Source organism: Streptomyces sp. NPDC026672 (genome assembly GCF_040638185.1).
GTDB lineage: Bacteria > Actinomycetota > Actinomycetes > Streptomycetales > Streptomycetaceae > Streptomyces.
Genome location: NZ_JBEZXS010000046.1, coordinates 1 through 20,837, shown reverse-complemented (window position 1 = coordinate 20,837; position 20,837 = coordinate 1). Strand labels below are relative to the sequence as shown.

Below are 20,837 nucleotides of genomic sequence, written 5' to 3'. Positions count from 1 at the left end.
GGTTCGGTCACTGAACCAGCCCTGTCGGGATCGTAGCACCATCCGGTTCAGTGAGTGAACCGATGCTGGTAGGCTGGCCGCATGACCCTGCCGAACACCTACGCGGACCGGAACTGCCCCCTCGCGCGCTCCCTGGAGGTCGTCGGGGAACGATGGACGCTCATGATCATCCGTGACGCGTTCTACGGGGTGCGGCGGTTCGGGGACTTCGCCACCCAGCTCGGGATTCCGCGCGCCGTGCTGAGCGCCCGGCTGAAGCTCCTCGTCCAGGAGGGGGTCCTCGCGCGGTACGACGACACGGCCGGGGGAGTCGAGTACCGGCTGACCGCCAAGGGGGTCGAGCTGTGGCCGGCCCTGCGCGCCCTGATGGGCTGGGGCGAGGCCCACTACTCTCCGGCCGGGGCGATGCGGGTCATGATCCACGACGTGGACGGGGGCGCCCTCGACCGCGAGGGGCGCTGTCAGGAGTGCGGTTCGGTGGCCCCGGTCCCCGAGGTCCGCGTCGAACCCGGCCCCGGCTTCGACCGCACGGCGCCCGGCGGTGATCCGGTGTCCAGCGCGATGAACACACCACGGCGCCTGCTCGAACCGATCACGCCGTCGCCCGCCCGGCCGTGAGGGCGGCGCCCCTCACACGCCTCTCACTTGGGGGAGGCGGCCCGTGTCCCGAGCAGACGGGGCAGGGCCACGGTCACGAACCTCTCGTACGCGTCGCGCCGTTGCCCGACGCGTCCCTGCATGACCGCGCCCTCCCACGCCTCGAGGACGACGAAGGCGAGGTCCTCCGGTGACGTGTCGTCGGCGGGAAGGGTGCCGTCGGCCCGGGCCTCCCGGACACACGCGGCGATCAGCCCGGTCCACCGCGCCATGATGTGGTCCAGCTTCTTCCTGACGTCCGCACTGTGGTCCGCCAGTTCGAGGGACATGTTGCCGACGAAGCAGCCCAGTGCGAACTCGCGCTCCGCGTTGTGGTCCGTCATGGCGACGAAGAACGCGGTGACACGGTCGACGGGCGGCTTCGACGCGTCACGCAGATGGAAGCCGAAGTCCCGGTCGACGGAGGCCCAGTAGTGTTCGAGCACCTCCACCGCGAAGTCTTCCTTGCTGGCGAAGTAGCTGTAGAACGACCCCTTGGGCACACCGGCGCCGTCGGTGATCTCCTTGATGCCGCAGCCGTTGAAGCCGTTCGTGTGGATGAGCCGGAGTCCGGCGGCGAGGAGGCCCTCACGGACGAGGGGATTGGCGGGCCGTGGCATGTGTCGATGATAGCCGAGTGGTCACTTATCTCCACGCCGACGGCCCGCCCACCACCGTGTCCGGGGTCAGTACGTCCTGTAGGGAAGGAACTTGCCGCTCATGTTGATGGAGACACGGTCGCCGGCCGGGTCCGCCTCCCGCGTGACGTCCATGCGGAAGTCGATGGCGCTCATGATGCCGTCGCCGAACTCCTCGTGGATCAGCTCCTTGAGCGTCGTGCCGTAGACACTGACGATCTCGTACAGCCGGTAGATCAGCGGGTCGGACGGAATCGCCGCGTCCAGCGAGCCCCGGCTCGGGGGCGTCCGGAGGATCGCGACCGCCTCCTCCGGCAGGCCGAAGATCTCCGCGACCTTCTCCGCCTGCTCCGCGGTGAACGTCATCTGGCCCAGGCAGCCCGCGGTCACCCACTCCTTGCTGGCGCCCACCGCGGACGCCACCGACTCCCAGGTGATGCCGTCCCGGATCTTCGCCGTCATGATCGATTCGGTGACGTCGTTCCTGTTCATCACTGTGCTCCTCTGCTCGAAGTCCGCTGCTGTCTCATCGGTCGCTGCCCAGCCGGGCGAGAACATCCTCGGTGGTCCACACGGCGTGCGCGAGGTAGCGGAAGTTGACCAGCGCCGCGAGGTAGCCGTCCCCCTCCGGGAGCCGGGGCCCGGCGGTGGCGTCCTGGACCACGACCACCTCGAACCCCTGCTCCACGAGTTCCCGCAGGTGGCCCTCGGTGCACAGATTGGCCGCCATGCCCGCGAGGATCACCTGCGACACGCCGCGCTTGCGCAGTTGCAGGACGAGGTCGTTGGACTCGGGTCCCACGATCTTGTGCGGTGACGCGATGACGGTCCGGCCGTCCAGGATGTGTTCCTTGTACGCGTCCAGGAAGTCGGCCCCGGACCCCGCGAAGCCGTCGAGGGTCAGGGAACCGGCGCGGCCGAACATCCCGACGCCGTGCATGAATTGCTCCAGCGGCCCGCCGAACGTCCAGTCCCCGTCCGACGGGTAGAAGTAGTGCGGCGAGACGGCGACGGTCACCCCCGCCCGCTTCGCGGCGGCGAGCAGTCGGCCGATGTGCTCGACGGTGCCGTTCTCGGTGATGCTCGCACCGAACACGGACCAGGTCGCACCGAGCGGGCTGAGGAAGTCGTTCTGCGGATCGGTGACCACCAGGGCGGCCCGGTCGGGGTCCAGCACGAACTCCGGGTCGGGGAGTGCGCGTTCCGTGGTGCCCACGTCGAGTTGCGGCATGACGGATTCGCTCCTTGTGCTCCGGTCGACGACCAGATAAATAACTGTCCAGTCGTCTATGAATGATGGGCCGAACTGTACACAGGGTGGTGCCGTGCTTCCAATTGCCCATGGGGCAAGGTGATGTGACGGGACGTCAGTGGAGCAGGGGGTGGCGGGGCGGCGAGGTGCGCGCGTCCGCGGTACGGCTACGGCCGCAGCGCGAGGAAGGCGGTGTCCAGCGTCCTGAGCACGTCGTCCGGGTCGCCGCTCACCTTGGCCCGCAGGGTGGCGCCCTCGTAGGCGTCGATCAGGAAGGCCGCGAGTGCGTCGGCGGGCTGCGCCTTCGTGATCTCGTCGGCGTCCTGCCCGGCGCGCACGACGTCCGCGATGGCCTGCGTCAGATGGGAGACACCCTGTGTGACCTCGGTCCGTACCGGGTCCCCCGCGGCGGAGACCTCGCTCGCCAGGGTGCCGATCAGACATCCGAACTCCAGGCCGGTGGAGCGTGTGCGGTCGGCCTGTCCGGTGAAGTGCCCCCGCAGGCGCTCCACGGGGGAGAGCCGGTCGTCCCGCAGGGCGGTGAGGTCGGTGGCGTCGACGTACCGCCGCATGATCTCCGCGGCGAGCGCCTGCTTGCTGGGGAAGTGGTTGTAGAAGGACCCCTTGGGGACTTCGGCGGCGGTCGTGATGTCCTGCACACTCGCACCGCTGAAGCCCTGCCTGCGGAACACGTCCTCGGCGGCGTCGACCAGCTTGCCCTTCACACTCACTTGTGGCATTCAGTAAATGTGACCGGTCGTCTCGGTCTTGTCAACTGCGGTTTCGGGTAGGCCCGGGACCGATGCCGCGAGGACGCATGTGTATTCCTCGGGCGTCTCCTCGAGGGCGAACGGCGTCAGGACAGGATCTCGATGTACCCGTCGGTTCCGTGTACACGGATCCGCTGTCCGTCCCGGATCAGCCGGGTGGCCCGCTCCACGCCCACGACGGCGGGCAGGCCGTACTCCCGGGCGATCACCGCGCCGTGCGTCATCAGGCCGCCCACCTCCGTCACCAGGCCCGTGATCCCGACGAACAGCGGCGACCAGCTGGGGTCCGTGAAGCGTGTGACCAGGATGTCGCCCGCTTCGAGATCGGCCTCCGCCATGTCGAGGATCACGCGGGCCCGTCCCTCGACGGTCCCGGCGGAGACCGGCAGGCCGATCAGGGCGCCGGCCGGCACGTCGTCGCGCCGGTAGGCCCCGGGCACGGCCTCACCGTCCGAGGTGAGCACCCGGGGCGGTGTGAGCGCGTGGTACGACCGGAAGGCGTCCTTGCGCTCCCGGACGAGCCGGTCGTCCACCCGGTGCGAGCGCACGACGTCGTGGAATTCCTGGAACGTGAGGTGGAAGACGTCCTCCCGCTCGGACAGCACGCCGGCCCGCACGAGGCGGTCGGCCTCCTCCAGCAGGGCCCGCTTGTAGACGAAGTAGCGGCTGACGATGCCGTACTTCGGATACTCCCGGTACCCGATGAAGGTGCGGACCCGGTCGATCATCCACTTGGTCTCGTCGGCCTTCGTGTCCCCGTCCGGCAGGGCCCGCAAGCGCGCGAGCACGTCCTGTTCCTTCTGCCGCGCCTTCCGCAGTCCTTGCTCGAAGCGCCGTCCGGCGGCGCCCTGTTCGAAGTTCCTGACGTTGTCGAGGATCACGGGCACGAGCGTGGTGGGGCGCTCGCGCCAGCGCGGCCTCGTGATGTCGATCTCGCCGACGCAGCGCATGCCGTACCGGTCGAGGTAGCCCTCGATGGCGTCGCGGGCCTCGGTCCCGCCGGGGAGCTTCGCCAGTTCGTCCAGGAAGCCCTCGTCCTCGACGCCCTGGAGGAACGCCACCACCTCCGGCCGCGGGCGGATCACGTCCGCGACGTCGAGCAGCGCCAGTCCCATCTCCGACGTGATGTTGTCGGGGGCGGACAGCGTGAGCGTGTCCGCCGCGTTCTTCTCGCCCAGCCACTCCCGCAGCCTGTCGTTGAGCCACCAGGTGGCCTCCATGCCCGCCATGATCGCCTGGATGTTCAGCGGATCGCCGAGGATGCGCTTGTGCTCCTCGAAGGCGTCCAGGAGGAAGGCGAACAGCTCCGGTCCGGTCCTGGTCCGGATGCCGCGCTCCAGGTCGGCGAGGGACGCCCGGCTGCGTTCGATCAGCTCGGTGACGACGGCCGGATCGTTCCCGATCGGGGCGGGCGCGCGGCCGGCCGGCGGCCCGCCGGGCCCCGTGTCCGGGAGCGTCGGGACGAAACCGTCGTGGTCGAGGACCGTCTCCAGCGCGTCCCTGATCAGCGGATCACCCTTCTCCATGGCGTCCAGGAGGGCGGCGCGGCCCGCGGGCGAGGCCAGGCGCCGGGTGACGTCGACGAACAGCCTCCCGCCGGCCTCGTGCATCGGCACCATGGCCGTCAGCCGCCACATCGAGAGCCCCAGGGGCTTCATGGGGTCGGTCATCATCTGCCCGTGACCGACGGAGACGTAGACGTGATTCTCCTGGTCGTCGGTCTCGGGGACGGGGAACAGCGTGGTGATCGGCCGGCTCTGGACGATGTGGAACCCGTCGTCGGCCAGGCACCATTCGATGTCCTGCGGGCGGCCGAAGTGCGCCTCGATCCGCCGCCCGAGCTCCACGAGACGCACGACCTGGGCGTCCGTCAGCGCCGGTTGCTCCCGCCGCCCCGGGTCGACCGCCGTTTCGTGTGTGCCGCCGGTCGGCAGGGCGCGAACGGCACGTTGCTTGACGGCGATCGTCCTGGCGACGACTTCGCCGTCCCGCACCGTGAAGACGTCCGGGTTCACCAGGCCGGAGACCAGGGCCTCGCCGAGACCGAGGCCGGCGTCCACGGTGGCGACCTTCCGGTTGCCGGTGACGGGGTCGGCCGTGAACAGGACGCCGGCCGCGTCCGGGAGGACCATCCGCTGCACGACCACGGCCATGTGCACCGCACGGTGGTCGATGCCGCCCCGTCGGCGGTACGTCACCGCCCGCTCGGTGAACAGCGAGGCCCAGCACCGGCTGATGTGCCGGAGGATCGCCTCCGGCCCCACGACGTTCAGGTAGGTGTCCTGCTGGCCGGCGAAGGAGGCCGTCGGCAGGTCCTCCGCCGTCGCGCTGGACCGGACGGCGTAGGCGGCCCGCTCGCCGGACCGGGCGAGCGCGCGGGTGATCGCCGCCGCCAGATCGTCCGGGACGGCGATCCCCTCGACGGTGCGACGGATCCGCGCGCTGAGCGTGCGGATGGCCTCCCGGTCGTCCGGGTCCAGGCGCGACAGCTCGTCGAGCCGTTCGCCGATCGACGGCGCTTGCGCCATGATCCGGCGGAAGGCGTCCGTCGTCACGCAGAAGCCCCCCGGCACGCGGATGCCGTCGATCCGTGACAGCCCGCCCAGGTGCGCGCCCTTGCCGCCGACGACCGCGACCCGCGTCTCGTCGACCTCGTGGAGATCCAGCACGTACTGCTCAGTCATCGTGACACCTCCGAGGCGGCCGTGCTCCGTCGTACCGCGGTGGCCGAGCGGATCACCGGCGCCTCCCCCTCTGTCGAACCTCTTGCCGCACGCCCACGCCCCCGGTCGCCGTCCCTCCGAGGAGTCGGCGGGCCGCTCCGCCCAGGCGGACGGAGCGCGTCCCGTTTTCGCAGGTTGTGGCCTCGGCCGACGATTCTGCGCCGTGACCGGGGCCTTGCCGCAAGCCCCCCGGTGCGCTATAAGTTGAGAGTGGCGAGGAGAGGGTTCTCCTTGCCCTTCTCTTTTGCGGACCGGGCGTGTTCGCCGTGTGTCACCCGAGGACGGTCGCCGACTGGGCCCGCCCGATCGCCGACGCCGTCCACAGGGAGCTGTCCCAGACCGACGTCATACGGGTGATCGCCCCCGTGTCGTCCAGTGTGAGCGATGTGATGCCACGGGGTGCGGGGGCCGAGGGATTGGTCCACTCGAAGCCCCCTCCCCGCCCGGTGCCCAGCACATGGCGCACGGTGGCGTTCGGGCCGTAGGGGAGCGAGGACAGCGCCGAGTTCAGGAACGACGCGATTGAGTGGCGTCCGGTGACGACCGTGTGCAGGGCCAGGTCCTCCAGGACGGCGTCGGGGTGGAAGAGGTCCGTGACCCGGTCCGTGTCCCCCGCGTCGAGCGCCGCCACGAGTCGCCGTACGACGGACCGCAGGGCGCGTGGTGCCTTCTCGCCGGCCTCGGCCTCCTTGAAGTCGGTGGGGAACCGGTCGGCGGGCGTGCGCTGTTCCTCGATCCCGGCCAGGGTGAAGGCGCGCCCGTCCCAGTAGTCGACCCAGCGCACGATCCTGCCGCGCTCGAAGTCGACGGCTCCCATGGGCCGGATCTCGTGCCCGAACAGCTCGGGAGTGTCGGTGAAGAAGACCACCGCGCTGCTCGCGTCCCCGACGATGCGGGTGGGATAGGAGGCGGAGGTCGCGGGCCATGTCGGCATGAGGCCGGCGAACAGGTCGTGCAGGTCCTGCCAGTTGTACCAGGGCCAGCCCAACGTGGCGTCCACGTACGTGATGTGCGGGGCGAAGTGGGCCATGGTGGCCTCGACGTCCCTCGCGGTCTTCGCCTCGAAGTAGGACGCGAAGAGGCGCACGACGTCGGGTGTCGCATGGGTGACGTCGACCTCGCGGCCCAGGATCTCGACCGAGCGCGCGGCACGGGGAGCGGGGGCGGCGCTCGCCGTGCCGGCGGCCAGGCCGACGGCGGCCGTGGTGCCCAGCGCCGTGGTCAATAACGCCCGGCGGCTGCTGCCTCGGCGGTCCGGGTACGGGTGGTTCTCCATGGGTGTCTCCACGATCGGCAGGGGGTGCGCCGGGTGGCGCACGGCTCGTGGACCGTAAGTAGAGTAGGTCACTTACTTATTGTCAAGCGACCGACGATCCATCATGTGCGGTAGCCTGACGTGCGGTCGGGACACGCGGGGGAAGGCGGGAGGGGAACGGTGGACACACCTTCGGGCGAGGGAACGGCGCCCGGCGCCGCGTACGTGGACTCGCGCTACTGCCCGAAGTTCCACGCCGCCGTCGAACTCGTCGGGCGGCGCTGGAACGGCGCCGTGCTGCTCGCGATCATCCGGGGTGCCGACCGGTACAAGGACGTCCTGGAGGCGGTCCCCGGACTCTCGGAACGGCTGCTCGCCCAGCGCCTCAAGGAACTCGAGCAGGCGGAGATCATCGAGCGGCAGGTCGCCCCCACCACCCCCGTCCGGATCACGTACCGCCTCACCCCGCGCGGTGTCGAACTGGCCCGTGCCATCGAGCCGTTGCTCGCCTGGGGCGACCGCTGGATGGAACCCGACGGGCGGCCCGCGCCCGCGACACCCTGACGGGAACGGGCTCGGGCGGCGACGTCGCGACGGGCCTCGTGTCCGGCAACTCGGCCGGGTGAGAAGGGCGTCGGCGGGTCAGCGGGGGGCGCCGGCCTCGGCGCGGGCGTAGAACGCGGCGAGTTCGTGCGGGTTCTTGGTGTAGACGTCGATCCTGCGCACCGTGCCGTTCTCGACCTGGTGGATCTCGACCATCGTCAGCGGGTACTCCTCGCCCGTGCTGCGCGCCGTGAGCCTTCCGGTGAGGGTCCCGACGACACCGGCCGGTCCCTCGTACACCGCGGCCTCGGTGACGGTGATGTCGGCGTGGCCCGTCATGGCGCCCAGGACCGACCGCGCGAACGCCTCGCGGCCCCGATGCACACCGCCGTAGGGGAGTTGGCTCGGCTCGTCCACGACCACCTCGGGTGCGAGCCTGGCTAGCACACCCGGAACGTCGCCCCTGCCGAGCGCGTCGTACAGCCCGCGTACGACATCCGCGGGGGACTGCGCCGTCGAGTCGGTCCTGTCGCTCATCTCATGTGCCCTTCGATGCGGGAGAGACCGGCCGGGGTGCCCATGTCCTCGCACCGGCCGGGCCCCGGGGGAGCGGGGCAGGCACCATGCAACGGGAGTGGGACGGGACGGGGGAGTCCCCACCGTGAGGGGTACCGGCAGGGTCCCCCACGCGTCGCGCGCCCTGCCTACCCTGTCCTCATGGACAACCGGGACGCGGTCAGTGCCTTCCTCCGCTCACGGCGCGAGAGGATCACGCCGGAGCAGGCGGGGCTGCCGACGTACGGTCAGCGGCGGGTGCCCGGACTGCGCAGGGGCGAGGTCGCCACGCTCGCCGGCGTGAGCGTCGAGTACTACACACGCCTGGAGCGCGGCAACCTCCGCGGTGTCTCCGACGGTGTGCTGGACGCCCTCGCGCAGGCGCTGCGGCTCGACGACACCGAGCGCATGTACCTGTACGACCTCGCGCGCGCCGCCGGACCGGCTCCCGGCGCGCGGGCGCGGCGGCGGGAGGCCAGGCCGGCGGTACGGCCGAGCGTGGCGCGGATCGTCGAGGGCATGCCGGGGCTGCCGGCGTACGTGATGAACAACCGCCTCGACGCGCTGGCCGCCAACCCGCTGGGCCGGGCCCTGTACGCGGAGTTGTACGCCGATCCGACCTGTCGGGGCAACGTCGCTCGGTTCGCGTTCTTCAACCCCGCGGCCCGGCGGTTCTACACCGACTGGGAGCGCATGGCCCGCTTCGCCGTGGGCGCGCTGCGCATCGAGGCGGGGAAGCAGCCGTACGACCGGGAGTTGTCGAACCTGATCGGTGAACTGTCCACCCGCAGCGACGCGTTCCGGGTGATGTGGGGCTCCCAGGACGTGCACGTCTTCCGGGACAGCACCAAACGCCTCAACCATCCGGTCGTGGGCGACCTGGAACTCGACCAGGAGACGATGAGCCTGCCGGACGAGAGCGGTCTGAGCGTGGTGGTGTACAGCGCGGCCCCCGGAACCCCCGCCGAGGACGCCCTCGCACTCCTGGCCAGCTGGTCCGCCACGACCGGGCAGGAACAGAATCGATAGCGGGATTCCCCGCTCATGGGCTGCCCCGCTCACAGGCTGGCGCGGATTTCCCGGGGTGTCATTCCGTATTCCTTGCGGAACGTGTTCGTGAACGCGCTGGCGCTGCGGAATCCGCAGGAATGGGCGATGCGCTCTATCGGCCAGGAGCGGTAGACGGGGTTCTCGAGGCGGCGGCGGGCGAGGGCGAGGCGCTCCTCGCGGATCAGGGCCGTGGGGGTGGTGCCGGCCGCCTGGAGGACGGCCTGGACGTAGCGCAGGGACCAGCCGAGCGCGTCCGCCAGCCGCCGGCCCGACAGGTCCTCGTCGTCGGCGTTGCCGCGGACGTACTGCCGTATCGACGCCTCGACGCTTCCCCGGTACGTGGCGTCCAGCCCCGGCTCGCTCGCGTCGGTGCGCAGCAGGCAGAGCAGGTCGACGACCCGGTCGCACACCGCGTCGAACGCGATCGCCGTGAGCGTCCGCTGCTCGGCCCGCAGGCCCTCGACCATGTCGCGGACGATGCGGCCGATCCCCTGCCCGCCGTCGTGCAGCCGCACCTTCGACAGGTCGGCGCCGCGGTTCTCGGCCCGCTGGGTCGGGATCACGAGCGTCGTGGCCGAGAAGTCCGGGCCGTGCCACAGCCTCAGCGGATGGTCGATCGGGTACAGCGCCATGTCCCTGGGCCGCAGTGCGAGCCGTGACGAGCCGTCCACGATCGCCTGTCCCGACACGGGGACGAACAACTCGACCGTGCCCCGCTCGTCCCGCGCGATGTGCCGCGCCGAACGGTGGAACTCGACCTCGCCGCTCCACCACTGCACCACCTGGTACGCGCCGGTCACCTGTCGTTCGAGCCGGCCGCGGAAGCCCTCCGGATCGGCGAAGCCCAGCCCCATCGCGCAGTGGATGGAACTCGTGAGCGCGCTCCACGAGGGGGCCGCGCCCTCCTCGGACATGACGTGCGTCTCGACTGTGTACATCCCCATGGCCCGTTCTCACCGGCTGCCCGTCGTTCCGCGGACAGCGCACTTCTTCAACGTCGCAGGTGCCGGTGCCCGTCCGCAAGCGCTCGGACGCGCAGCGGTCTGTCGCCCACGCGCACAGGGGTCCGCCGGACCCGGCCGGCCCCCCATCGGCGCGCTTAGCGTCTCCTCATCGGCATCAATCGACACGCGAAATCGGCGAGGAAGAGAAAATGCGGCAGGAGCCCCAGAACGAAATGCGGCAGGAAAATCAGCAGGAGATTCAGCAGGAGATCTTTTATCGCGACGCCACCGAGCTGGCGAGGCTCATCCGGACCAAGGAGATCTCCCCGGTCGACGTCGTGAACGCCCATCTCGACCGTATCGCCGCGGTCGATCCGAAGGTCAACGCCATCACCACGCTCATGGCGGACCGGGCGCTCGCCAGGGCGAAGCAGGCCGAGGAGGCCGTGCTGCGCGGGGACTCCCTGGGGGCGCTGCACGGAGTGCCCTTCACGGTCAAGGACTCCTTCGACGTGGCCGGGGTGCCCGCGATGCGGGGGTCCAGGATCTTCGAGGCGAACGTCGCCGAGAAGGACGCCACCGCGGTCGCCCGGTTCGTCGCGGCAGGTGGCATTCCGCTGGCGAAGACGAACCTCCCGGAGTTCGCCTACTGGACCGAGACCGACAACCTGGTCACCGGCTACACGGGCAACCCCTGGAACCCGCGGCGCACCGCCGGCGGCTCCAGCGGCGGCGAGTCGGCGGCCATCGCGGCGGGCATGTCGCCGATCGGCCTGGGCAGCGACGTCGCCATCTCCCTGCGCGGCCCCGCCCACAACACCGGCATCACCGCGCTCAAGCCCACCCACGGCCTCGTTCCCCTCACCGGCCACTGGCCCGTCGCCCCGGCGCGGTACTGGCACGCCGGTCCCATGGCCCGCAGCGTCCGGGACCTCGCCCTCGGTCTGGGCGTGCTGGCCGGTCCCGACGGTGTCGACGGATACGCCTCCGCGGCGCGCCCGGGTGGTCAAGTGGCCCGCCCCTACGGCCCGCCCCGCGTCGGCTGGCTGGTGGAGCCGGGCTTCGGCGTCGTCGACCGGGAGGTCGCCGCCACTGTGGAGAGGGCGGCACGGACCCTGGCCGAGCAGGGAGTCGAGGTCGAGCAGGTCCGCGTCCCGGCGCTGGAGGACCACAACTGGGTCGAACTCTGCTTCGGCCTCTACGGCGCCGAAGTCGGCCCCTACCTCCGCTCGTTCATCGGCGACCGCGAGGCGGACCTGCACCCCGTGATCACGGCAACCCTCGCCCTGCCCGAGCCGTCGCTCGCCGACTACGTCGCGGCGCAGCGGGAGGTGGAGCGCCTCAGGTCCGCCTTCGCCGCCTACTTCACGGGCTACGACGCGCTGCTGTGCCCGGTGGTCACGGTCCCCGCGCCGCTGCCCGGCCTTCCCGAGTACGACGTCGACGGCACCACCATGCCGTACTACGACGTCATGCGGGCGACCGCGCCCTTCAACATCACCGGACTTCCGGCCCTGGCCGTGCCCTTCGGTGTCACGGGTGACGGCCTGCCGATCGGCGTGCAGATGGTGGGCCAGTGGTTCGCCGAGGACGCCGTCCTGCGCCTCGGCTCGATGCTGGAGCCGCACAACGCCCTGCGCGACCGGCGGCCCCCGCTGTGACGGTCGGCCACCGCGACCGGCGCCGGGCCGGGACGTGAGGCGGACCATGCGCGCGGTCGTCCTGGACGGCGTCGACGGCCCGCTCCGCGTGACGGAACGGGACAGGCCGGCCGCGGGACCGGGCGAGCTGCTGGTACGGATCGGGGCGAGCGGTGTGAACCCGCTGGACACGAAGATCCGCGCCGGGCGGGCCCCGCACGCCCGGCGCGTGTTCCCCGCGGTGCCCGGCCTGGACATGGCGGGCACGGTCGTCGAGGTGGGCCCGGGGGTGACCGGCTTCGCACCCGGTGACGAGGTCTACGGCATGACCGGCGGCGCGGGCGACCTCCAGGGCTCGCTCGCCCAGTACGCCGCGGTGGACGCCCGCCTGTCGGCCCGCAAGCCGCCGTCGCTGAGCATGCGCGAGGCCGCGGCCCTCCCCCTGGTGGTGATCACCGCGTGGGAGGGACTGGTCCTGCGGGCCGGGGTCGCGGCCGGACAGAAGGTCCTGGTCCACGGCGGCGCGGGCGGCATCGGCCACGTCGCCGTCCAGATCGCGCGATGGCGCGGTGCCGAGGTCTTCGCCACCTCGTCACCGCACCACGCCGACGTGGTGCGGAGCCTGGGAGCCGTACCCGTCGACCACTCGGCCACCCCCGTGGCGGACTACGTCGCCCAGTACACCGGAGGGCAGGGCTTCGACGTCGTGTTCGACACGGTCGGCGGTGCGGTCCTGGACGCCTCGTTCAGCGCGGTGCGCACCTACACCGGGCACGTCGTGAGCGCGCAGTGGGGGAGCCACGGCATCTCGCCGCTGTGCTTCCGCGGCGCCGCCTACTCCGGGGTCTTCACACTGGCGCCCCTGCTGTCCGGCCACGGCCGCCAGTTCCAGGGTGACATCCTCCGCGAGGCCGCCGCCCTCGTGGAGGCCGGAGCCCTGCGGCCCCGGCTCGACCCCCGCCGCTTCACCCTGGACAGCGTCACCGACGCCTACGCCGCGGTGGAGCACGGCCCGACCGCCGGAAAGGTCGTGGTGGACGTCGACCACTGACCGCCACGGCCGGCCGGGAGGACGCCTGCCGACCGACTCCCGGCGCGGGCGGGCCCGGCGGACCACGGCTCCGCCGCCCCCGGCGCGTCCCCCTCGCCCGTGGCGGGTGAGGCGGGACGCGCCCCGAGCGGGATGCGATGGAGCGGGCCGGGAGGGAGGCCGTGATGGACGGGACCGAGCAGGGGGAACTGCGCGCGGGCACGGCCGAGCCGCGGGCCCGGGCGGACTACACCGGCGGTGTGTACGGTTCGATGCTCGCCGCCTCGGTGATCATCGGTGTCGGCAGCGCGGGCCAGGTACGACGCACGGAGCTGGTGGTGCTGCTGTTGCTCACGGGCGTCGTCTTCTGGCTCGCGCACGTGCACGCCCAGCTGTTCGGCGCGCGCCTGGCGCAGCGGAGCCTGGACCGCCGGATCGTGCTGCACGTCATGCGCGACGAGTGGCCCATCGTCAAGGCGGCCGTCCCCTCGGCGGTCGCCGTCGCGGTCAGCCCGCTGCTGGGCCTCGGCATCGAGGGCTCCCTCTGGCTCGCGCTCGCCGTGGCCGTCGCCGGACAGGTGGGATGGTCACTGGCCGCGGCGGTGCGGGCCGGGGCCTCCCGGCGGCTGCTGGTGTTCTCCGCGTCCGTCAATCTGCTGCTCGGTCTCGTCATCGTCGTCTTCAAGATCATCGTGACGCACTGACGCCGTGCCGCACCGACGCCGTGGGGGACCGTGAGGGTGCCGCGGATGCCGCGGACAGATCACCCCCTCCGGGTGACCCGCCGCCCGGACGGCACGCGCGACGCTGGCGATGAGGTCCCCGGCCATGTCCGAGGTCTTCGCACACCGTCCCGCCGACGGTCCGGACAGAGCCGTTCGATCACGCGAGGAGGAGCCATGACCATGTCGCGTGGTCCGGCACCGACCACCGGACCGGAGAACACATCCGGCGGGACGGGCCTCGGCCCGGCGGCCGACGACCCGGCGCGGGCGCTCGCGGTCCTCGGGCGCTCGTGGACCTGGATCCTGGGGTCGGCGATCACCACCCTCGTGCCGGGCGTCCTGATCCTGGTCTGGCCGGACGAGACCCTGCACGTGCTGGCCGTCCTCATCGGCCTGTACCTGCTCGTGACCGGCGGGTTCCGGTTCGTCTCGTCCTTCGCCCGCCCGGCACCCGGCGAACGCCTCACGGGGCTGCTCGTCGCGGTGCTGTACGTGCTGGCCGGGGTGCTGTGCCTGCGCAACCCCCTCCAGACCATCGCCGCGCTCTCCCTGATCGTCGGACTCGTCTGGCTGGCGTCGGGCGTGGTCGCCCTCCACACGGCCCTCGCCGCCGAGGACCTGCCGCACCGCGGCTTCGTCATCGCCGCCGCGGTGCTCGCCGTCGTGGCGGGGATCGTCGTCCTGGCCCTGCCGGCCGAATCGGCCCGCGCCCTGACCCGGCTGCTCGGCCTCTGGCTGGTCCTGCTCGGCCTGTTCGAGGCGGCCGTCGCCCTCGCGTGGCGGTCCGCACTGCGCAGAACGCGCACCCCGGCGCCGCACGGTCCGGCCGGAACGGGCTGAGACCTGGGCCCGGGGCCGCGCACACGACCGAGGAGCATCCATGGTCCCGAACAACGCCCCCGGACCGTCCCACCCCGGCGGAACCCCGGAGCACGGCCACGACCTGACGGCCGCGGAGTACGCGGAGTACCGGCGCCTGCGCGACACCGCGCAGGTGCACCACCGGCGGCTGCGCCAGGTCGGCGCCTCCGTCCTCCTGCTGCTCGCCCTGCTGCTCGCTCCCCTGGCCGTGGTCGCCGCCTGGGTGAACGACGAGGTCGCCGACACCGACCGGTACGTGCAGACCGTGGCTCCGCTGGCGACGGAGCCCGCCGTCCAGAACGCCGTGATCGACCGGCTCACCGACCGCGTGGTGGAGAACGTCGACGTCGACGCCGTGACGGCCCAGCTCACCAAGGTGCTCACGGACGCCGGGGCGCCGCCGCGCGTCGTCGACGGGGCCAAGGCCCTCGACGGACCCCTGCGCTCCGCGGTCCGGTCGGTGGCGGACCGCGTCATCACCCGCGTGGTCACCAGCGACGTCTTCGCCGAGGCGTGGGACGTCGCCAACCGGCGGGCCCACACCGCCGTGGTCAACGTGCTCACCGGAAACCAGCAGGGCGCCGTGCGCGCCACGGGCGACACCATCCAGCTGGACATCGGGGTCGTGATCGACGAAGTACGCCAGCGCCTCGTCGCCGAGGGCTTCGACAAGGCGTCCGCCATCCCGGACGTCGACCGGACGATCACCCTGTTCCAGGTCGAGAACCTGAGCAAGGCGCAGACCGCGATGTGGCTGCTGAACGTCGTCGGCACCTGGCTGCCCGTCCTGGCCGTCGTCCTCGCCGCACTCGCCGTGTGGACCGCGCCCGCGCACCGGGTGATGCTCCTGAGCACCGGCATCGGCGTAGGGGTGATGATGATCCTTCTGCTCATCGCCCTGGCCCTCGTACGGCGCGCGTACCTCGGCGCGGTCCCCGCCGCCACCCTGCCTCCGGACGCCGCCGCCGCGATCTTCGACACCTTCGTGCGCTTCCTCCGGGACAGCGCGCGCACCCTCCTCGTCGTGGCCGTCGTCGTCGCCCTGGCCGCCTACCTGTACGGCCCCGGACGCGCCGCCCGCGCGGTCCGCGGCCTCGCCCGGCGCGGCACCACGGCCGCCGGCCGGTCGCTGCACTACGCCGGGGTGCACACCGGCACCGCCGGACGCTGGCTGGACGACCACCGGTCGTGGACCACGGGTGTCCTCATCGGGGCGGGCGCCCTGGCGCTCGTGCTCTGGAACCACCCCACGGTCGGCGCCGTGGTGCTCGTCCTCGGTCTCGTCCTCCTCGCACTGGTCGTCGTGGCGGTGCTCGCCGCCGCGTCGGGGCCCCGGCAGACACCGGCCGCCGCCGGACGACCGGCCACCTGACCCCCGGGGCGTGCCACGATCACCCGCCGCGGGTGAGGCCGGCCCGGACGTCCCGCGGGCACCCTGACAACGTCACAGAAGACCGGCCGGGCACATGCCCGGGACACGGAGGCGGCACATGAGCGGTCAGACGTATCTCGCGTATGACTATCCGCTGTTGAGCACGTTCTGGACCATGCTGTGGTTCTTCCTGTGGATCATGTGGTTCGTCCTGCTCTTCCGGATCATCGTCGACATCTTTCGTGACGACACCCTCAGCGGCTGGGCCAAGACCGGCTGGCTGATCCTCGTCGTCGTCCTGCCCTTCCTGGGCGTCTTCGTGTACGTCATCGCCCGCGGCAGGGGCATGGGCCGCCGGGAGATCGAGCAGGCGCACGCCCAGCAGGCGGCGTTCGACCGCTATGTGCGGGACACCGCCAGGAGCGGCCAGACACCGGCCGGCAGCGTCGACGACCTCGCCAGGCTGTCCGAGATCCGCGCCCGCGGCGACATCACGGACGACGAGTTCCGCAGGGCGAAGGAACTGGTCCTGACCGCGCACGGGGGCGCCGCGGACACCGCGACCCCCGGCACCCCCGGCACTCCCGGCACGGGCACCTGAACGGCACGGGGCTCCCATGGGCCGGCACCGGACCGGCGCGAGCCGGCCGGCGGCCGGCTCGCCCGCGGTCCTCGCGGGGCACGCGGGCTGGGCACGGCTCGCGCTGCTCGCCCTGCTGGCGGGCGTGCTGGTGGCGCTCGTCACCGCCGGTCTCCGCAGTGTGCTGTGGGCGCTGATCGGCGTCGCCGGACTGGTCCTCGCCGCCGTCGGCGTGTGGTGGACCGTGGCGCACACCGGTGTGACGCGCGTCGCGGGAGTCGTCCTGTGCGTGCTCGCGCCGGTCACGGTCCTGGCCCTGTACGCGGTGTACGGCATGCTGGGCACCGCCGTGGTCTCCCTGGCCCTGTGGGCGCTGGCCGTGACGGCCGCGCGGCTCGCCTCGGCACCGGCCCGCGCGCCCTCGCGGCCGGAGCGGGAACGGACCACGCCCGCCCCGGCCCCGCGCCACCCGTGGATCCTCATGAACCCGCGCTCCGGAGGCGGCAAGGTGGACCGCTTCCACCTGGCGGACAAGGCACGTGCGGCGGGCGCCGGTGTGGTGCTGCTCGGGGCCGGGAGACAGGACGTGGCCCTGCTGGCCCGGCGGGCCGTGGCCGACGGAGCCGATCTGCTGGGGGTGGCGGGCGGCGACGGCACCCAGGCCCTGGTGGCGGAGGTGGCGGCCCGGCACGATGTGCCGTTCCTGGTGATCCCGGCCGGCACCCGCAACCACTTCGCCCTCGACCTGGGCCTCGACCGGGACGACCCGGCGGCTGCCCTGGAGGCCCTGACCGACGGGGTCGACCTCCGTGTCGACCTCGGGTTCGCGGCCGACCGGGTCTTCGTGAACAACGCCTCCTTCGGGACGTACGCGGCCGTCGTCGACGACCCCGCGTACCGCGACGACAAGATGCGCACGGCGTTGCGGCGGCTGCCCGGACTCCTCACCGGCACGGACGCCCCCAGGCTGCGCGTGCGCTCCGACGACGAGTGCGCCGAGGGGCTCCAGGCGCTGCTCGTGAGCAACAACCCGTACCGGCGGGCCGTGGACTCACCCCACCCGGGACGCAGGGAAGGGCTGGACTCGGGGCGGCTCGGGGTGCTCGGCGTGCAGGTCGAGAACACGGCGCAGGCGGCGGGGCTGGTGCGCGGCGCACGCTCCACGAACCTCACCCGCTTCACCGCGCGGGAGGTCGCCGTCGAGGCGGACGCCGACACCGTCCCGGCCGGGATCGACGGGGAACACGTGCTGTTGCCCGCACCGGTCGTCTGCCGTGTCGAGCCTGGGGCACTGCGCGTCCGCGTGCCACGGCACCGGCCGGGCGTACCGGTGGACCGGCCGGCGGCCGACTGGCGGCGCGTCCTGCGGCTCGCCCTGGGCCGGCCGGCCGGGCCCTCGTCACCGGGGCGGCGGGCTTGTTGAGCGATCACCCTTCGGGGATACTTCTACATGGCTGTAGATGCGCAGGTGCCGCCCGTACGTCGTCGTACCGGGCGGCATTCGTCGGTGGGAGAGGGCGGGCAGGATGTTCGGCATGAGCGAGTTGGCGGTGATCCTCGTCGTCGTCATCGTCGTCCTCGGGATCAGGAAGCTGCCCGAGCTGACGCGTTCGGCGGGCAAGGCGGCCCGCATCTTCAAGAGCGAGGCCAGGGCCCTCAAGGAGCAGGACCGGGCGAACGGGACGTCCGGCTCCGCGGACTCCTCGGACTCCGCGGATTCCTCGGGCGTGATCTCCGGCACCGTGGTCGACCGGGACGCGACGCCTCGCGGCTGAGGCGGGGACCCGGCCGTCCGGGCGACGGCCGGGTGCGCGAGGGCGGCTCGGTGGTCAGTCCTCGTAGTAGTTGTTGACCATCACGTCCGGCTCGTCGTCGTCCAGCGCCTCGTTCAGCAGCGCACCGCCGACCAGACCGGCCGCGCCGGCCCCGATGAGCGCGCCCGCGCCGAAGCGGCGCCCGCCGCCGTGCTCCTCGTGGTCGTGACGGTCGTGGTGGTCACCGTACGACGGCTGCCCGTAGCCCTGTTGCGGGTAGCCCTGCTGGAGCGGTGTGTAGTACGGCGGCGGAGTGGTCCGCACCCGCTGCGCGCAGCCGCCGCACGCCTGGATCGGCCGAGATACGCCCCACTGCGGGGACCAGGTCACGGTGGCCGTCCCGGGGCCGTGACCGGGGTCGAAGAAGCACGTCATGGCGGAACTCCCTGCGGGATGCGGTTCTGGGGCGAAGACCGGCGCGAAGGCGGGTGCGAAGGCCGGAGCCGAGGGCGGCGAGGGGAGTGGCACGGGGGCCGGGGCGGTGTCGAGCAGGACGGCCACGCCGTAGTCGGCGGCGATGCCCGCGAGGCCGGAGGCGTAACCCTGGCCCACCGCACGGAACTTCCACTCCGCGTCGTGCCGGTACAACTCGCCGAACACCAGCGCGGTCTCGCTGGACACGGCGCCGGGCGCGAGGTCGTAGCGGGCCAGTTCGGCGCCCGATTCCTGGTCGAGGACACGGATGTGGGCGCGACGCACCTGTCCGAAGCTCTGGCCGCGGGCCGCGCCCTCGTACAGGGACACCGGGAAGACGATCTTCATGATCCCGGCGGGGACCCGGGCGAGGTCGACGTGGACCCGCTGGTCGTCCCCGTCGACGGGGCCTCCCCCACCGGAGTGGCGCACCGAACCGTCGGGGCTGCTCAGGTTGTTGTAGAAGACGAAGTGCTCGTCGGACGGCACCTTGCCGGACGCGTCACAGAGCAGCGCGCCGGCGTCCGGGTCGTAGCCGGTGTGCGCCTGCCAGCCCAGACCGACCGTCACCGCCGCCAGGCCCGGGGCCCGCTCGGTCAGCGACACATTGCCGCCCTTGGACAGGGAAACGCCCATGTTCCGTTCCTCCACACACTGGTCGTCCCGGGTCCGCACCACGGACCCGGGCTAGAATCTACAACACTGTAGAAACAATACGAGAGGCGGCGGGTTGTCAAGATCGTGTGCGGAGTGGCCGCGGTCCGTCTCAGGAATGTCTCGGGAATGTCATGGCGTGAACTGGGGGTGGGGGTGCCGTCCGTAGCAGGTGATGAAGGCCGCGGAGCTGCCGCGGTCACACATCACGAGGGGGAGATCCCATGGTCGGTAAGCGTGTCGGGATGATCGTCGGGTCCGCGGTGGCGGGTGTCGTGCTGCTGACGGCCTGCAACGGGGAGGACGGCGCCGCGGCGGTCGGCTCGGCCGCCCAGCCGTCGACCGGCGCGGCGAAGGCCGTCGGGGAGGCCGCCGAGACGATCGGCAAGTACGGCGCGGACAAGCCCGGCGCGCAGTTCTTCGCGTCGGTCCTCACGGGCGACAACGAGGTGCAGGTCGAGGGCAAGCCGCCGGTCGGCGACAAGGACGGCCGGGCCGTCGCCCTCATGCGGGTCCAGGGCGACGAGGTGTCGTTCGCCTTCGCCTGGACGGGGATCGGCGCCCCGACCATGGCGCACATCCACCAGGGCGTCCGCGGGGTCAACGGCGACGTGAAGATCCCCTTCTTCATGAAGAAGCTCGACGACGGCCGCTCGTTCGTCTACGGCACCGTGAAGGTGACGGACGCCGCGCTGCTCGCGGACATCAAGGCCCACCCGGAGAAGTTCTACTTCAACCTGCACACGGGCGAGTTCCCCGGCGGCGCCGTCCGCGGCCAGGTGTTCACCCTGCCCACCCGCGTCTCCCTGCCGGACACCGTCCGCGACTCGACGCTGCGCAGCGTCGTCAAGGGCGCCCAGGTCTACGCCTGCACCCAGCAGACGGACGGCACGTACAAGTTCACCCAGGACAACGTGGACGCCACGCTCCAGGGCGACATCGCGCACTCCTTCGCCAAGCCGGGCCCGGCCGGCCCGCCGCAGTGGATCGCCCCCGACGGCTCCTCCGTCTCCGGCACGGTGCTCAACAAGCTGGACAACGGGAAGGGCAACATCCCCGAGCTCATCCTGCGGGCGCAGCAGACCGGCAAGCCCGAGGGGCTGCTCGCCAAGACGCAGCTCGTCCTGCGGCTCGACACGGTCGGCGGAGTCGCCCCGGCGGGCACCTGCAACCCGTCGTCGCAGCCGAGCACCCGCGTCGACTACAAGGCCGACTACCTGTTCCTCGCGACCAAGTAGCCGACCGAGGGCCCGGCCGGGCAGCCGGCCGGGCGGCGCGGCGCCGTTCGCCGCGAACGGCCACACGGCCACACGGCCACACGGCCGAACGACCGCACGACCGAACGGCCGGACCCGGCCGCCGCGGACGCCGTGAGGCGCCG

At 72.0% G+C, this 20,837-nt stretch carries 21 protein-coding genes; 12 read left to right on the top strand and 9 right to left on the bottom strand.

What is annotated here, in order from left to right; translation table 11 throughout:
• Positions 1 to 81 precede the first annotated feature (81 nt).
• Positions 82 to 618 (top strand): helix-turn-helix domain-containing protein, encoded by a 537-nt coding sequence (locus AB0F77_RS35845; RefSeq protein WP_361956528.1) that lies wholly within the window; start codon positions 82 to 84, stop codon positions 616 to 618.
• A gap of 23 nt (positions 619 to 641) precedes the next feature.
• On the opposite strand, the gene AB0F77_RS35840 is transcribed toward AB0F77_RS35845, so the two are convergent.
• The 6 genes from AB0F77_RS35840 to AB0F77_RS35815 form a co-directional block, all read right to left on the bottom strand.
• Positions 642 to 1,256: a TetR family transcriptional regulator C-terminal domain-containing protein gene (locus tag AB0F77_RS35840; RefSeq protein WP_361956526.1), complete on the bottom strand. Its 615-nt coding sequence runs from the start codon at positions 1,254 to 1,256 to the stop codon at positions 642 to 644.
• 66 nt (positions 1,257 to 1,322) lie between these two features.
• The gene (gene cynS / locus AB0F77_RS35835; RefSeq protein ID WP_361956523.1) at positions 1,323 to 1,766 is read right to left on the bottom strand and encodes a cyanase; all 444 of its coding nucleotides are present in this window, start codon (positions 1,764 to 1,766) and stop codon (positions 1,323 to 1,325) included.
• 34 nt (positions 1,767 to 1,800) lie between these two features.
• Positions 1,801 to 2,505, bottom strand: coding sequence for a cysteine hydrolase (locus AB0F77_RS35830; RefSeq protein WP_361956520.1), 705 nt, complete (start codon positions 2,503 to 2,505; stop codon positions 1,801 to 1,803).
• Between the two features lie 188 nt (positions 2,506 to 2,693).
• Positions 2,694 to 3,266 (bottom strand): TetR/AcrR family transcriptional regulator, encoded by a 573-nt coding sequence (locus AB0F77_RS35825; RefSeq protein WP_361956517.1) that lies wholly within the window; start codon positions 3,264 to 3,266, stop codon positions 2,694 to 2,696.
• A 116-nt stretch (positions 3,267 to 3,382) separates the two neighbouring features.
• A complete protein-coding gene (gene rph / locus AB0F77_RS35820) occupies positions 3,383 to 5,980 on the bottom strand; it encodes a rifamycin-inactivating phosphotransferase (protein WP_361956514.1) in 2,598 nt (865 codons plus the stop codon).
• 310 nt (positions 5,981 to 6,290) lie between these two features.
• Positions 6,291 to 7,367 (bottom strand): nuclear transport factor 2 family protein, encoded by a 1,077-nt coding sequence (locus tag AB0F77_RS35815; protein WP_361956512.1) that lies wholly within the window; start codon positions 7,365 to 7,367, stop codon positions 6,291 to 6,293.
• A gap of 87 nt (positions 7,368 to 7,454) precedes the next feature.
• Between AB0F77_RS35815 and AB0F77_RS35810 the strand changes: the two genes are divergently transcribed.
• Positions 7,455 to 7,838 (top strand): helix-turn-helix domain-containing protein, encoded by a 384-nt coding sequence (locus AB0F77_RS35810; RefSeq protein WP_361956509.1) that lies wholly within the window; start codon positions 7,455 to 7,457, stop codon positions 7,836 to 7,838.
• A 78-nt stretch (positions 7,839 to 7,916) separates the two neighbouring features.
• Here AB0F77_RS35810 and AB0F77_RS35805 read toward each other — a convergent pair whose 3' ends face one another.
• Complete coding sequence (locus tag AB0F77_RS35805) at positions 7,917 to 8,354, bottom strand: nuclear transport factor 2 family protein (protein WP_361956506.1); 438 nt, start codon at positions 8,352 to 8,354, stop codon at positions 7,917 to 7,919.
• 180 nt (positions 8,355 to 8,534) lie between these two features.
• Here AB0F77_RS35805 and AB0F77_RS35800 point away from each other — a divergent pair, with 180 nt between their 5' ends.
• Positions 8,535 to 9,401 carry a helix-turn-helix transcriptional regulator gene (locus AB0F77_RS35800; protein ID WP_361956503.1) on the top strand — a complete coding sequence of 289 codons (867 nt, stop codon included), beginning with the start codon at positions 8,535 to 8,537 and terminating at the stop codon, positions 9,399 to 9,401.
• Between the two features lie 29 nt (positions 9,402 to 9,430).
• On the opposite strand, the gene AB0F77_RS35795 is transcribed toward AB0F77_RS35800, so the two are convergent.
• The gene (locus AB0F77_RS35795) at positions 9,431 to 10,366 is read right to left on the bottom strand and encodes an AraC family transcriptional regulator (protein ID WP_361956500.1); all 936 of its coding nucleotides are present in this window, start codon (positions 10,364 to 10,366) and stop codon (positions 9,431 to 9,433) included.
• Positions 10,367 to 10,599: 233 nt separating this feature from the next.
• Here AB0F77_RS35795 and AB0F77_RS35790 point away from each other — a divergent pair, with 233 nt between their 5' ends.
• From AB0F77_RS35790 to AB0F77_RS35755, 8 genes are all read left to right on the top strand, one after another.
• Positions 10,600 to 12,027, top strand: a complete 1,428-nt coding sequence (locus AB0F77_RS35790) for an amidase (protein WP_361956497.1) — start codon at positions 10,600 to 10,602, stop codon at positions 12,025 to 12,027.
• A 46-nt stretch (positions 12,028 to 12,073) separates the two neighbouring features.
• Entirely contained in the window at positions 12,074 to 13,057 is a 984-nt protein-coding gene (locus tag AB0F77_RS35785) for a zinc-dependent alcohol dehydrogenase family protein (protein ID WP_361956494.1), read from the top strand.
• 164 nt (positions 13,058 to 13,221) lie between these two features.
• Positions 13,222 to 13,740, top strand: a complete 519-nt coding sequence (locus AB0F77_RS35780) for a hypothetical protein (protein WP_361956491.1) — start codon at positions 13,222 to 13,224, stop codon at positions 13,738 to 13,740.
• A gap of 195 nt (positions 13,741 to 13,935) precedes the next feature.
• Positions 13,936 to 14,601: a DUF308 domain-containing protein gene (locus AB0F77_RS35775; protein ID WP_361956488.1), complete on the top strand. Its 666-nt coding sequence runs from the start codon at positions 13,936 to 13,938 to the stop codon at positions 14,599 to 14,601.
• Positions 14,602 to 14,641: 40 nt separating this feature from the next.
• Positions 14,642 to 15,994: a hypothetical protein gene (locus tag AB0F77_RS35770; RefSeq protein WP_361956485.1), complete on the top strand. Its 1,353-nt coding sequence runs from the start codon at positions 14,642 to 14,644 to the stop codon at positions 15,992 to 15,994.
• A 118-nt stretch (positions 15,995 to 16,112) separates the two neighbouring features.
• Positions 16,113 to 16,595, top strand: a complete 483-nt coding sequence (locus AB0F77_RS35765; RefSeq protein ID WP_361956482.1) for an SHOCT domain-containing protein — start codon at positions 16,113 to 16,115, stop codon at positions 16,593 to 16,595.
• A 16-nt stretch (positions 16,596 to 16,611) separates the two neighbouring features.
• Positions 16,612 to 17,997 carry a diacylglycerol kinase family protein gene (locus tag AB0F77_RS35760; RefSeq protein ID WP_361956479.1) on the top strand — a complete coding sequence of 462 codons (1,386 nt, stop codon included), beginning with the start codon at positions 16,612 to 16,614 and terminating at the stop codon, positions 17,995 to 17,997.
• A 103-nt stretch (positions 17,998 to 18,100) separates the two neighbouring features.
• A complete protein-coding gene (locus tag AB0F77_RS35755; protein WP_361956660.1) occupies positions 18,101 to 18,349 on the top strand; it encodes a twin-arginine translocase TatA/TatE family subunit in 249 nt (82 codons plus the stop codon).
• A 54-nt stretch (positions 18,350 to 18,403) separates the two neighbouring features.
• On the opposite strand, the gene AB0F77_RS35750 is transcribed toward AB0F77_RS35755, so the two are convergent.
• A complete protein-coding gene (locus AB0F77_RS35750; RefSeq protein WP_361956476.1) occupies positions 18,404 to 19,438 on the bottom strand; it encodes a TerD family protein in 1,035 nt (344 codons plus the stop codon).
• 242 nt (positions 19,439 to 19,680) lie between these two features.
• On the opposite strand from AB0F77_RS35750, the gene AB0F77_RS35745 reads away from it, so the two are divergent.
• Positions 19,681 to 20,694 carry a CHRD domain-containing protein gene (locus AB0F77_RS35745; protein WP_361956473.1) on the top strand — a complete coding sequence of 338 codons (1,014 nt, stop codon included), beginning with the start codon at positions 19,681 to 19,683 and terminating at the stop codon, positions 20,692 to 20,694.
• Positions 20,695 to 20,837: the final 143 nt, after the last annotated feature.

Excerpts from the sequence above, each read along its gene's own strand:
- AB0F77_RS35845 (WP_361956528.1), top strand. The coding sequence starts at position 82 with ATGACCCTGCCGAACACCTACGCGGACCGGAACTGCCCCCTCGCGCGC.
- AB0F77_RS35840 (WP_361956526.1), bottom strand. The coding sequence starts at position 1,256 with ATGCCACGGCCCGCCAATCCCCTCGTCCGTGAGGGCCTCCTCGCCGCC.
- cynS (WP_361956523.1), bottom strand. The coding sequence starts at position 1,766 with ATGAACAGGAACGACGTCACCGAATCGATCATGACGGCGAAGATCCGG.
- AB0F77_RS35830 (WP_361956520.1), bottom strand. The coding sequence starts at position 2,505 with ATGCCGCAACTCGACGTGGGCACCACGGAACGCGCACTCCCCGACCCG.
- AB0F77_RS35825 (WP_361956517.1), bottom strand. The coding sequence starts at position 3,266 with ATGCCACAAGTGAGTGTGAAGGGCAAGCTGGTCGACGCCGCCGAGGAC.
- rph (WP_361956514.1), bottom strand. The coding sequence starts at position 5,980 with ATGACTGAGCAGTACGTGCTGGATCTCCACGAGGTCGACGAGACGCGG.
- AB0F77_RS35805 (WP_361956506.1), bottom strand. The coding sequence starts at position 8,354 with ATGAGCGACAGGACCGACTCGACGGCGCAGTCCCCCGCGGATGTCGTA.
- AB0F77_RS35800 (WP_361956503.1), top strand. The coding sequence starts at position 8,535 with ATGGACAACCGGGACGCGGTCAGTGCCTTCCTCCGCTCACGGCGCGAG.
- AB0F77_RS35795 (WP_361956500.1), bottom strand. The coding sequence starts at position 10,366 with ATGGGGATGTACACAGTCGAGACGCACGTCATGTCCGAGGAGGGCGCG.
- AB0F77_RS35790 (WP_361956497.1), top strand. The coding sequence starts at position 10,600 with ATGCGGCAGGAAAATCAGCAGGAGATTCAGCAGGAGATCTTTTATCGC.
- AB0F77_RS35785 (WP_361956494.1), top strand. The coding sequence starts at position 12,074 with ATGCGCGCGGTCGTCCTGGACGGCGTCGACGGCCCGCTCCGCGTGACG.
- AB0F77_RS35780 (WP_361956491.1), top strand. The coding sequence starts at position 13,222 with ATGGACGGGACCGAGCAGGGGGAACTGCGCGCGGGCACGGCCGAGCCG.
- AB0F77_RS35775 (WP_361956488.1), top strand. The coding sequence starts at position 13,936 with ATGACCATGTCGCGTGGTCCGGCACCGACCACCGGACCGGAGAACACA.
- AB0F77_RS35770 (WP_361956485.1), top strand. The coding sequence starts at position 14,642 with ATGGTCCCGAACAACGCCCCCGGACCGTCCCACCCCGGCGGAACCCCG.
- AB0F77_RS35765 (WP_361956482.1), top strand. The coding sequence starts at position 16,113 with ATGAGCGGTCAGACGTATCTCGCGTATGACTATCCGCTGTTGAGCACG.
- AB0F77_RS35760 (WP_361956479.1), top strand. The coding sequence starts at position 16,612 with ATGGGCCGGCACCGGACCGGCGCGAGCCGGCCGGCGGCCGGCTCGCCC.
- AB0F77_RS35755 (WP_361956660.1), top strand. The coding sequence starts at position 18,101 with ATGTTCGGCATGAGCGAGTTGGCGGTGATCCTCGTCGTCGTCATCGTC.
- AB0F77_RS35750 (WP_361956476.1), bottom strand. The coding sequence starts at position 19,438 with ATGGGCGTTTCCCTGTCCAAGGGCGGCAATGTGTCGCTGACCGAGCGG.
- AB0F77_RS35745 (WP_361956473.1), top strand. The coding sequence starts at position 19,681 with ATGGTCGGTAAGCGTGTCGGGATGATCGTCGGGTCCGCGGTGGCGGGT.